We start from the raw sequence: 10,933 nt of genomic DNA on the forward strand, positions 1-10,933 counted from the left end.
CGTCGTCGACTCGTCAGGGCCGTCGGGCGTCGGGAGGGACCGCCGCCGGTGCCCGGCGCTGCGCGGGCTCGGGGCTCGGGGTGGGTGTGGGCGTGGCGGCCCTGCCGGGCGTGTCCACCGGGTCGAAGGTGTCCACCTGGCCGCCTCCTCCGTCGTTGTTCCCACACGTGTCGTCCCAGGGTAGGCAACCCTCGCCCGCGTCGCCACCGCCGTTGTCGCCACCGTCGGGGCCGCCCTCGGGCCAGCCGTCGCCGCCGCCGTCGGGGAACTCGTCCTCCGGCGTCGGGGTCGGCGTGGGCACGGGCTTGGGCGCCAGGTCGAGCGGCGAGCCGATGTTGGACGGCGTCGGGAAGTCCTTGACCGGCTTGCCCTTCATCGCCTCGCTCATGAACGCCCGCCACACGCGGGCGGGGACGGTGCCTCCCTCGAAGCTGCTGCCCAGCGGCAGCTCGGCGCCGGTCTTCCGGTTCTCCTTGTAGATGCCGACGGCGGCGGAGAGCTGCGGCGTGAAGCCGACGAACCAGGCTTCCTTGTTGTCGTTGTTGGTGCCGGTCTTGCCCGCCACGGTGCGGTCGGGCAGCGCGGCGGCCGTGCCCGTGCCGCCCTTCACCACCGACTTCAGCGCCACGACGGCGTCCGCGGCCACCTCCTCGGCGATGACCTGCTTGGGGGTCTTGTCCTCAGAGATGATCTGGACCTTCTCGCGGTCGATCACCTTGACGACGGTGTGGGTCGGGTAGTGCTTGCCGGAGTTGGCGAAGATGGAGTACCCGCCCGCCTGCTCGACGGGGGTCACGCCGGCGCTGCCGATGGAGAACAGGTACCTGTGCTCGTCGACGCTCGACTGGAGGCTCTCCTTGCTGAGCCCGGCGTCCTCGGCGATGCGCTTGACGGCGTCCAGGCCCACCTCGGCGCCCATCTGGCCGTAGGCCGTGTTGATGGAGTGCTGGGTGGCGTAGATGATGTTCATCGACGACGGGGTCGAGTGCCCGTTCGAGATCGGCGTCGTGCCTTCGAGCTTGAGCGGCTGCTTGCCCGTCACGTAGCTCTGCAGGCTGTGGCCGGCCTCCAGCCACGCCGCCAGCACGTAGGGCTTGAACGCCGACGCGGCCTGCTTGCGGGCCTGGAACGCCTCGTTGAACTGGTCGGGGCGCTTGCCGAGGTAGTTGTCGCCGCCGTAGAAGGCGACCACGCGGCCGTTGGTCGGGTCGACGGCGGCCAGACCGGTGTGGACCTCCCGGGGCAGCCCCGCGGTGGTCTGCTTCACCGCCGCCTTGGCGGCCAGCATCAGCTTCTTGTCGAAGGTGGTGTAGATCTTGTAGCCGCCGGTCTCGATCATCGAGCGGGACAGCCCCTTGCTCTCCAGCTCCTTGAGGGCCTCGGTCAGCATGTAGCCGCGCAGGCCGCTGAAGGCCGACGACGCCTTGCGGGGCTCGGGCTCGGGGAACTTCAGCTTCGCCGGATAGGACCCGTACTTCTGGGGGTTCAACACGGCCATCTGCTTGAGGACGTAGTTGAAGCGGAACTTCGTGCCGGAGAAGTCCTTCTTCTCCTCGGAGATGTCGAACTGGCCGGGCTGCTGGATGCGGCCCGCGAGGTAGGCGGCCTCGGCCGGCGTGAGGTCCTTGACGCCGTGGCCGAAGAACTCGCGGGCCGCCGCCTCGATGCCGTAGGTGTTGCGGCCGAAGGGGATGGTGTTCAGGTAGAACTCCAGAACCCGCTCCTTGCTCCACTCCTTGTCGAGCTTGACCGCGATGAAGATCTCAGTGATCTTCCGCTTGACCGACCGCTCCTTGCTGAGGCCCTTGAAGTAGCTCCGCGCCATCTGCTGGGTGATCGTCGACGCGCCCTGCACCTGGGCCCCGGTGGCGGTGCTCCACGCCGACCGGACGATGCCCGAGAGCGAGATGCCGGCGTCGCTCCAGAAGGTGTCGTTCTCGGCCGCCACGACGGCGTCCTTGGCGAACTCCGGCACCGACTCCAGCTTGACCATGCGCCGCTCGGTGCCGAGCCGCGTCATGTACGAGCCGTCGGCGTAGTAGAAGCTGCTGCCCAGCGACTTGGCCTCTTCCTGGGCGTCCTGGTCGGTCGGCAGCTCGGTGTTGGCGTAGCCGACGGCGATCATGCCGAAGACGCCCGCGACCACGACGGCGAAGCCGACCGTGACGATCTTCCAGTTGGGGACGAACCGCCGCCAGCCCCTGCGCCGGGGAGGCTCGCCGCCCCGCGCGCGCCTGCGGCCGGGACCGTCGCCGGGAGGCCCGTCGCCGGGACCGTTGCCGCCCGGGCCCTGCCCGCCGGGACCCTGCCCGCCCGGCCCGGAACCGGCGGGGCCGGCCGGGCCGCCGCGCGACCGGCGGGACCGGCCGGGTGCTCCCGGGCTCGCGCTGACGGAGGTCTCCGTGCCGGACACATCGCGGCGGGAGGGACGGGCCTCGCGGGAGACCTGCCCGATCGACTGGGTGTCCTCGAAGGCCGCCTCGGCGCGGCGTCGCCGCGGCTCGCCGGAGGCGCGCCCCTCGCTCGCGGGCGGGCGGAACCCGCCCGTGGGCGCGGGCCTCGGGTCGCCGCCCCGCCGGCGGGGCTCGGCCTGACGGCCGGGCGGCGCCTGCGAGGTGCTCCGGGTCTCCTCGGCGCCGCGTGGCGGCGCCGCGCGGCGCCCAGAGGGGGCTGAGGTCTCCGGGGGCGGCTGGTGCGCCGGGTGTCCACCGGCGGGCGCGCCCTCCTGGGAAGAGCGACGGCGCCGCCCGGGACGAGCTGATCCACCGGCGCCCTCGGCGGGGCCGGGGCGGCCGGTCGGCTCTGGGCCATAGCTGCTGTAACTCACGCGTCCTCGTTGGGTCATCTGGCGATCTGGAGGTCTTCGACGTCTGTGTGCGGCAGCGGGTGAGCGTACCTGGGCTCGCGGGTGGACTACGTCTTCTCCGCGGTCCGCCCGTCCGCACCGGTGCTGCCCGGTGGCGTGTCAGTGCCCAGGACGAAGGAGACCGTCAGGTGATTCCATGAACAACCTTGGCAGACCTCGACAACGTAGACGCGGAATTCCTGGTATTCGCGAGCCATCTCGACGAGGTCTGACGATGTCTTTACACGGCCTGCGGAGCGACCGAGCTGGTCACCGTACACGTATGTGACATGAGTCACGTTGTGTCGTTCGCACACGGGGCAGGGCCGTTTCGTGGGCTCCCCGTGATGGCGCGCGGCACGCAGAAGGTAGGGATGGGCATCACACACGTCGTTCCTGGTCGTGCGACCGGAGCGCAGCGACTGTACCGTCGCGCGCTTCGCGAGGCCGTAGTCGACGACCCCTCGCTGTGACCACATGGGCGCCAGACTACGACTTTTTTACCTATTCCGCCCATCGCCTTGACGGATTCGTCGATTGCGCCGTATGCCGAGCCGACGTATCCTCAGGATGTATCGAGTCGATACATCAGCGGGACACATCGGGGCGAGAGGGGGCGGTGGCAGTGGCGGTCGGCAAAGGCGGCGTACTGGAACTCGCCGTGCTCGGCTCGCTGAACGAGACCCCGTTGCACGGCTATGAGCTGCGCAAACGGCTCAACGCCCTGCTCGGCATGTTCCGCGCCTTCTCCTACGGCTCCCTCTACCCGTGCCTTCGCCAGCTACTGGTCAACGGGCTCATCACGGAGGAGCCGCCGGAGGAGACCGCCGCCACCACGGCGGCGCAGGCCGCGCGGGACGCCAGCCCGCCGCTCGCCGGGCGCCGGTCGAAGATCGTGTACAGGCTGACCGCCGAAGGCAAGGAACGACTGCAGCACCTGCTCACCCAGGCGGGTCCCTCCGCGTGGGAGGACGAGAGCTTCGGCGTCCACTTCGCCTTCTTCCGCCACACAGAGGCGGAGGTGCGGCTGCGCATCCTGGAGGGCCGCCGTAGCCGGCTCGAAGAGCGGCTCGACGCGGTCCGCACGGCCCTGGCCCGCACCCGCGAGCGTCTCGACAGTTACACCCTCGAATTACAACGTCACGGTCTGGAGTCGGTCGAGCGCGAAGTGCGCTGGCTGAACGAGCTGATCGATACCGAACGCGCGCAAGCCGTCCGGGCCACAACGGAGAGGGCGGACGCGCGGGACGCCGAACCCCTGTCTGATAAGCCAAATGAGTAAAGGAGCGAGTGCGATGGGTTCCGTGCGCGTAGCCATCGTCGGTGTGGGCAACTGTGCCGCGGCGCTGGTGCAGGGCGTGCAGTACTACAAGGACGCCGACCCCGCCACGCGGGTGCCGGGCCTCATGCACGTCCAGTTCGGTGACTACCACGTCCGCGACGTCGAGTTCGTCGCCGCCTTCGACGTGGACGCCAAGAAGGTCGGTCGCGACCTGTCCGAGGCCATCGTGGCCTCGGAGAACAACACGATCAAGATCTGCGACGTGCCGCCGACCGGGCTCACCGTGCTGCGCGGCCCGACCTACGACGGCCTCGGCGAGTACTACCGCGAGATCATCGAGGAGTCCGACGAGGCGGCCGTCGACGTCGTCAAGGCGCTGAAGGAGGCGCGGGCCGACGTGCTCGTGTCCTACCTGCCCGTGGGGTCCGAGGAGGCCGACCGCTTCTACGCCCAGTGCGCCATCGACGCGGGCGTGGCCTTCGTCAACGCTCTTCCGGTCTTCATCGCCTCCGACCCGGTCTGGGCCCAGAAGTTCACCGACGCCGGGCTGCCGATCGTCGGCGACGACATCAAGTCCCAGGTGGGCGCGACGATCACCCACCGCGTCATGGCGAAGCTGTTCGAGGACCGCGGCGTTGAGCTGCTGCGCACGTACCAGCTCAACTTCGGCGGCAACATGGACTTCATGAACATGCTGGAGCGCAAGCGCCTCCAGTCCAAGAAGATCTCCAAGACGCAGTCGGTCACCTCGCAGATCCCGCACGAGATGGCGAAGGCCGACGTGCACATCGGCCCGTCCGACCACGTGCCGTGGCTCGACGACCGCAAGTGGGCCTACGTGCGCCTGGAGGGCAAATCCTTCGGCGACACCCCGCTGAACCTGGAGTACAAGCTGGAGGTGTGGGACTCGCCGAACAGCGCCGGTGTGATCATCGACGCGGTGCGCGCGGCGAAGATCGCCCTGGACCGCGGCATCGGCGGCCCGATCCTCTCGGCGTCCTCCTACTTCATGAAGTCGCCGCCCGAGCAGTACTCCGACGACGACGCCCGCGACTCGGTGGAGAAGTTCATCCGCGGCGAGATCGAGCGCTGACCGGCGGTTCCGTGCACGACGGACGCCCGGGCCCCCGAGGGGCCCGGGCGTCGTCGTGTGTCAGGGCTCGTCGCCGGGACGCGCATCATCGTGCCTCGACCGCCTCAGCGGGCGGCCGGGGGCAGCTCCGCGGGATCGGCCGGGGCCCAGGTGAGCGGGTCGGGGCCGAGGGCTTCGAGCTGCGGCACCTGCTCCACCGCCCACGGGGAGATCGCCAGCAGCCCGCCGGCGACGTCGTGGCCGAAGTCCTTCCACGGCATCCAGCGGACCCCGCCGACCTCGTCGGGGTTGGGGCGGGGCTCCTCTGAGACGACGGCGCGGTACACCGGGCACATCTCGTTCTCGACCGTGCCGTCCTCCATCACCGCCCGGTACGCGAACGCGGGGAGCATCAGCTCCACGGCGTGGGCGGTGAGACCCAGCTCGTGCGACAGCCGCCGGGTGACCGCCTCGGCGGGAGACTCACCCGGGAGCGGGTGCCCGCACACGCTGTTGGTCCACACCCCCGGCCAGGTGAGCTTGTGCGACGCGCGCCGGGAGAGCAGCACCCTGCCCTCGGGGTCGAACACGTAGCAGGAGAACGCCAGATGCAGCGGAGTGTCCGCGCCGTGGACGGTCGCCTTGGGAGCGGTGCCGATCGACTCGCCTCGGGCGTTCAGGAGCACGACACGTTCGTCATGGGTCACCTCACCGAGATTACGTGATCATGCCGGACGGCGAGCCGCCCGCGCGCCGCCGCCCGCGGCGGTCGTCGAAGGTCCCTCACCCCCGGTGTGCCAATCGTCATCCCAGGTGGGTCAGGCCTCCACCCCCGATTCCCCGCGTGGGCCGGGGGCCGGCCAGGGAGATATCGGGGATGTTCCCGATGTGACCCACGGCACCCGGCCACTAAGCTGACGCCGTGTCAATCGTCTCCGACCTCCGCGCCGTCCTTCGAGGCCGGGACTTCCGACGTCTGTTCGCCACCCGCCTGGTCTCGCAGTTCTCCGACGGCGTCTTCCAGTTCGCCGTCGCCGGGTACGCCTTCTTCACCCCGGAGAACCAGACCAGCGCGGCCGAGGCCGCTGTGGCGTTCGCGGTGCTCCTGCTGCCCTACTCGTTGCTCGGGCCGTTCGCCGGCGTGCTGATCGACCGCTGGGACCGTCGGCGCATCCTCATGGTCGCCCCCATGGTCCGCGGCGCGTTCCTGCTGCTGGCCGCGCTGCTGGTGGGCCTGGGCGCCCCCGACTGGTGTTTCTACGCCGTCGCGCTGATCGTCCTGGGCGTCAACCGCTTCTTCCTCTCGGCCCTGAGCGCCGGTCTGCCGCACGTGGTCGCGGGCGAGCGGTTGCTGATCGCCAACTCCGTCACCCCGACTTCGGGCACGATCGCCACGTTCATCGGGGCCGGCGCGGGCTACCTGATGCGCCTGGTCTTCGGCCCCGAGCACGGCGGCACGGCGCTGCTGCTGGTGGTCTCCGGCGTGATCTTCGGCCTGAGCGCCGTGATCGCCTCCACCATGGCCAAGGGCCTTCTCGGCCCCACGTACGACTCCGCCCGGCCGCAGGCGCGCGAGGCGGTGCGCAACGTCGTGACCGGCATGGTCGACGGCGTCCGGCACGTCCTGCACCTCAGGTCGCCGGCCGGGGCGCTGGGGGCCATGGCGGCGCACCGGTTCATGTACGGCCTGGTCATCGTCATGACCGTCATGCTCTACCGCTACTACTTCACCACCGACGCCGAGGCGGGCCTCAACCACATCACCGGCGTGCTGGCCACCTCGGGCGCGGGCTTCTTCGTCGCCGCGTTGATCACCCCGTGGGCGACCAGGCGGTTCCGCCCCGAGATGTGGATCCCGCTCATGCTGGCCACCGGCGGCGTGCTGCTGCTGGTGCTGTGCCTGCCGTTCCACCAGGCCGGCTTCCTCGTGGCGGGCTTCGTGCTGGGCGTGACCGGGCAGAGCGTGAAGATCTGCGCGGACACCATCGTGCAGCGCGACGTCGAGGACGCCTATCTCGGCCGGGTCTTCTCCATCTACGACATGCTCTTCAACGGCATGTTCGTGCTGGCCGCCGTCGTGGCGGCGTTCCTGCTGCCCGCCGACGGCAAGTCGTACACCGTGCTGGTGATCGCCTCACTCGGCTACGTCGCCGCCGCGGTGGTCTACCGCCTGGTCACCGCAGGCGCCGACCGCCGCGCGCCCGAGAAGGTCGCGGGCTGAGCCGCCCGGCGGCGCTCAGCCGTCGAGCGTCGCGACCGCGGCGGCCATCGCCCCGGTGATCATCGCGAGGTCGTCGGGGGCGGTCACGTAGGGCGGCATCGTATATATAAGGTGCCCGAACGGCCGAAGCCAGACCCCGTGCTCCATGACGGTGTCCTGCACCCTCGCGACGTCGACGGGCCGCTCGGTCTCGACGACGCCGATCGCGCCCAGCACCCGCACCTCGCGCACCCCCGGCGCGCCCGCGACCGCGGCCAGCCCCTCGGCGAGGCCGGACTCGATGCCCTTGACCTCCTCGCGCCACGGACGCTCCTCGAGCAGCGTGAGCGAGGCGCCGGCGACGGCCGCCGCCAGCGGGTTGCCCATGAAGGTCGGCCCGTGCATGAGCACCCCCACGCGCTCGGCGACCTCGGGCGTGCACAGCGTGGCGGCGAGCGTGAGGTAGCCGCCGGTGAGCGCCTTGCCCAGGCACATGATGTCGGGCCGCACGCCGGCGTGGTCGCAGCCGAACATCTCCCCGGTGCGGCCGAAGCCCGTCGCGATCTCGTCGGCGATGAGCAGGAGGCCGTGACGGTCGGCCAGCTCGCGCAGCCGCCTGAGGTAGGCGGGATGGTAGAACCGCATGCCGCCTGCGCCCTGCACCACGGGCTCGACGATGATCGCCGCGAGCTCGTGCGCGTGCCGCGCCACCAGCGTGTCGAGGTGGGTGAGGTAGGCGGGGTCGGCGGGCTCGGGCTCGGCCGTCGCGCCGGGGCGCAGGCCGTACCCCCCGGGCGGGCGGTCGGCGAAGACGTGCTCGGGCAGCGCGCCGGCGAACAGGTGGTGCATGCCGTTGACCGGGTCGCACACCGCCATGGCGCCGAAGGTGTCCCCGTGGTAGCCACCCCGCACGGTGAGCAGGCGGCTCCTGCCGGTGCACTGGATCGCCATCTTGACGGCGACCTCGACCGCCACCGAGCCGGAGTCGGCGAGGAACACCTTCTGCAGGCCGGTCATCTCGGCGAGCCGCCGGGCCAGCCGCACGGCGGGCTCGTGGGTGAGCCCGCCGAACATGACGTGCGCCATGACGTCGAGCTGCTCGTGCGCCGCGGCGGTGAGGCGCGGGTGGTCGTGGCCGTGGATGACCGCCCACCACGACGACATGCCGTCGATGAGCTCGCGGCCGTCGGCCAGCCTCAGGCGCACGCCCTCGGCCGCGGCCACGGGGTGGATCAGGGCCTTCGGGGACGCGGGAGCGTAAGGGTGCCACACGTGCTTGCGGTCGAGCTCACGCAGGGTCGCGTCATCCATCGGGCCACCCTAGCCAACGTCAGGACGGTGTGACGCCCTGGTCACGAGCCCATTCGAGCAGGGCCTTCGACGCGGCGTCCTTGCCGACCAGGCCTTGGTCGAGGCGCATGTCGAGCAGGAACTTGTACGCCCTGCCGATCACCGGGCCGGGCGGCACGCCGAGGACCTCCTGGATCTCGTTGCCGTCGAGCTCGGGCCGGATCTTGGCGAGCTCCTCCTCCTCGGCGAGCCGGGCGATGCGCACCTCGAGCTCGTCGTAGGTGCGCGACAGGGCCTGCGCCTTGCGCTTGTTGCGGGTGGTGCAGTCGGCCCTGGTGAGCTTGTGCAGCTGCTCCAGCAGGTGGCCGGCGTCCCTGACGTAGCGCCGCACGGCCGAGTCGGTCCACTCGCCGCTGCCGTATCCGTGGAAGCGCAGGTGCAGCTCGACCAGCCGGGCGACGTCGGCCACGACGTCCTTGGGGAACCGCAGCTCGGCCATGCGCTTCTTGGCCATCTGGGCGCCCACCACCTCGTGGTGGTGGAAGGACACCCGCCCCGCCTCTTCGTACCTGCGGGTCTTGGGCTTGCCGATGTCGTGCAGCAGCGCCGACCACCGCAGCACGCGGTCGGGGCCGGCGGTCTCCAGGGCGATCGCCTGCTCCAGCACGATCAGCGTGTGCTCGTAGACGTCCTTGTGGCGGTGGTGCTCGTCGATCTCCAGCCGCAGCTTGGGCAGCTCGGGCAGCACGTGCGCGGCCAGGCCGGTGTCCACGAGCAGGGCCAGGCCCTCCCGGGGGTGGGCGCCGCAGATGAGCTTGTCGAGCTCCTCGCGGATGCGCTCGGCCGAGACGATGTCGATGCGGTCGGCCATCGCCGTCATGGCGGCGACCACGGAGGGATCGACCTCGAAGCCGAGCTGGGACGCGAAGCGGGCCGCCCTCAGCATGCGCAGCGGGTCGTCGTCGAAGGACCGCTCGGGGGTGCCGGGGGTGCGCAGGACCTTCGCCGACAGGTCGGCCAGACCGCCGTAGGGGTCGACGAACCGGTGGCCGGGCAGGCGCACGGCCATGGCGTTCACCGCGAAGTCGCGCCGCTCGAGGTCGGCCTCCAGGGTCTGGCCGTAGGTGACGTCGGGTTTGCGCGACTTGGGGTCGTACGACTCGCTGCGGTAGGTGGTGATCTCCAGGACCCAGCCGGCCTTGCGTACCCCCACCGTGCCGAAGTCGATGCCGATGGTCCACACGGAGTCGGCCCAGTCGCGGACGATCTCCAGCACCTGCTCGGGGTGCGCGTCGGTGGTCAGGTCGAGGTCTTTGCCGATGCGGCCCAGGAAGACGTCGCGCACCGACCCGCCGACGACGGCGAGTTCGTGTCCGCGACCGGCGAACAGCTCGCCGAGCTCGTCGGCCACGGGAGCTATGCGGCGGAAAAGGTCGATTACGGCCCTCTGCTGACTAAGGCTCAGATTTGAGACGGACAAGCTGGGTAGGTCCTTCGGTTACGGAGGAGAACCTCCGTGTTGGCCTGGGGTAACGCGCTAGCGATCCACCCTGTGCTACCACCAGGCTACGGTTGGTCAACGGTCTGTCGGGGGCACCCGGACGAGGCAAGGAGCACGAGAGATGAAAGACGCCCTCGCGATCCACCGCTGGCTCCTGTCCCACCAGATCCATCATGAGATCGTACGGCTTCCCCGGCCGTCGGCGTGCGCCGACGACCTGCCGGGCATCCTGCGCGTCGGCCCTGCCTCCTGTGTCCGCGTCACCGTGTTCGAGGTCACGACCCGCAGCACGCGTGAGCCGGTCGCCGTGGTCACCAGCGTGGCCGCGCCTCCGCGACCCGGTGCCGTCGGGGCCCTGCTCGGCGCCCGCCGGGTGCGCCCGGCGCCCGCGTTCATGATCAACGCCGCCACCGACTACACGGCCACATCCGTGTCACCTCTCCTGCTCCCGGCGAGCCTCACGGTGCTGATCGACGAGCGCCTGGCCGACTCCCGCGAACCCGACGACGTCGTGTACTCCCCGACCGGCGAGCGGCGCACGGCGCTACGGTTGCGCGCCCTCGACCTGCTCGCCCTCACCCCGGGCAAACTGGTGGACCTGCAAGGCGCCCGGCACCGGCCCCTGCGAGGGCCGGTCGCCAGGGACGCGCGCCCGTCGAGGCCGCTGCCGCGCCGCGGATCGCCGCCCGCTCGTCTTTAGGCCATACCATTCTGGGCGTGCGCCGAACTCCACCCATGGCCGG

9 protein-coding genes are annotated in these 10,933 nt (G+C 70.7%); 4 read left to right on the forward strand and 5 right to left on the reverse strand.

The annotated features are described in order from the left end of the window. Positions 1-13: 13 nt before the first annotated feature. Together PYR91_RS08905 and PYR91_RS08910 are read right to left on the reverse strand one after the other, a co-directional pair. The gene (locus PYR91_RS08905; RefSeq protein ID WP_279778851.1) at positions 14-2,827 is read right to left on the reverse strand and encodes a transglycosylase domain-containing protein; all 2,814 of its coding nucleotides are present in this window, start codon (positions 2,825-2,827) and stop codon (positions 14-16) included. An 86-nt stretch (positions 2,828-2,913) separates the two neighbouring features. Further along, on the reverse strand, positions 2,914-3,324 hold the full coding sequence (locus PYR91_RS08910; RefSeq protein WP_279778853.1) for a DUF5318 family protein: 411 nt from the start codon (positions 3,322-3,324) through the stop codon (positions 2,914-2,916). 146 nt (positions 3,325-3,470) lie between these two features. On the opposite strand from PYR91_RS08910, the gene PYR91_RS08915 reads away from it, so the two are divergent. Together PYR91_RS08915 and PYR91_RS08920 are read left to right on the forward strand one after the other, a co-directional pair. Continuing rightward, positions 3,471-4,127, forward strand: coding sequence for a PadR family transcriptional regulator (locus PYR91_RS08915; RefSeq protein ID WP_279779238.1), 657 nt, complete (start codon positions 3,471-3,473; stop codon positions 4,125-4,127). A gap of 13 nt (positions 4,128-4,140) precedes the next feature. Beyond that, positions 4,141-5,220 carry an inositol-3-phosphate synthase gene (locus PYR91_RS08920; RefSeq protein ID WP_279778855.1) on the forward strand — a complete coding sequence of 360 codons (1,080 nt, stop codon included), beginning with the start codon at positions 4,141-4,143 and terminating at the stop codon, positions 5,218-5,220. A gap of 104 nt (positions 5,221-5,324) precedes the next feature. Here PYR91_RS08920 and idi read toward each other — a convergent pair whose 3' ends face one another. Next, on the reverse strand, positions 5,325-5,906 hold the full coding sequence (idi, locus tag PYR91_RS08925) for an isopentenyl-diphosphate Delta-isomerase (protein ID WP_279778857.1): 582 nt from the start codon (positions 5,904-5,906) through the stop codon (positions 5,325-5,327). A 215-nt stretch (positions 5,907-6,121) separates the two neighbouring features. Here idi and PYR91_RS08930 point away from each other — a divergent pair, with 215 nt between their 5' ends. Further along, complete coding sequence (locus PYR91_RS08930) at positions 6,122-7,420, forward strand: MFS transporter (protein ID WP_279778859.1); 1,299 nt, start codon at positions 6,122-6,124, stop codon at positions 7,418-7,420. 15 nt (positions 7,421-7,435) lie between these two features. Here PYR91_RS08930 and PYR91_RS08935 read toward each other — a convergent pair whose 3' ends face one another. After that, on the reverse strand, positions 7,436-8,710 hold the full coding sequence (locus PYR91_RS08935; RefSeq protein ID WP_279778860.1) for an adenosylmethionine--8-amino-7-oxononanoate transaminase: 1,275 nt from the start codon (positions 8,708-8,710) through the stop codon (positions 7,436-7,438). A gap of 19 nt (positions 8,711-8,729) precedes the next feature. Continuing rightward, complete coding sequence (locus tag PYR91_RS08940; RefSeq protein WP_279779239.1) at positions 8,730-10,154, reverse strand: CCA tRNA nucleotidyltransferase; 1,425 nt, start codon at positions 10,152-10,154, stop codon at positions 8,730-8,732. A 157-nt stretch (positions 10,155-10,311) separates the two neighbouring features. Here PYR91_RS08940 and PYR91_RS08945 point away from each other — a divergent pair, with 157 nt between their 5' ends. Beyond that, complete coding sequence (locus PYR91_RS08945) at positions 10,312-10,890, forward strand: YbaK/EbsC family protein (RefSeq protein ID WP_279778862.1); 579 nt, start codon at positions 10,312-10,314, stop codon at positions 10,888-10,890. The last annotated feature ends 43 nt before the right edge of the window (positions 10,891-10,933 follow it).

This window comes from Sphaerisporangium sp. TRM90804 (genome assembly GCF_029846175.1).
In the GTDB taxonomy this organism is placed as follows: domain Bacteria; phylum Actinomycetota; class Actinomycetes; order Streptosporangiales; family Streptosporangiaceae; genus Sphaerisporangium.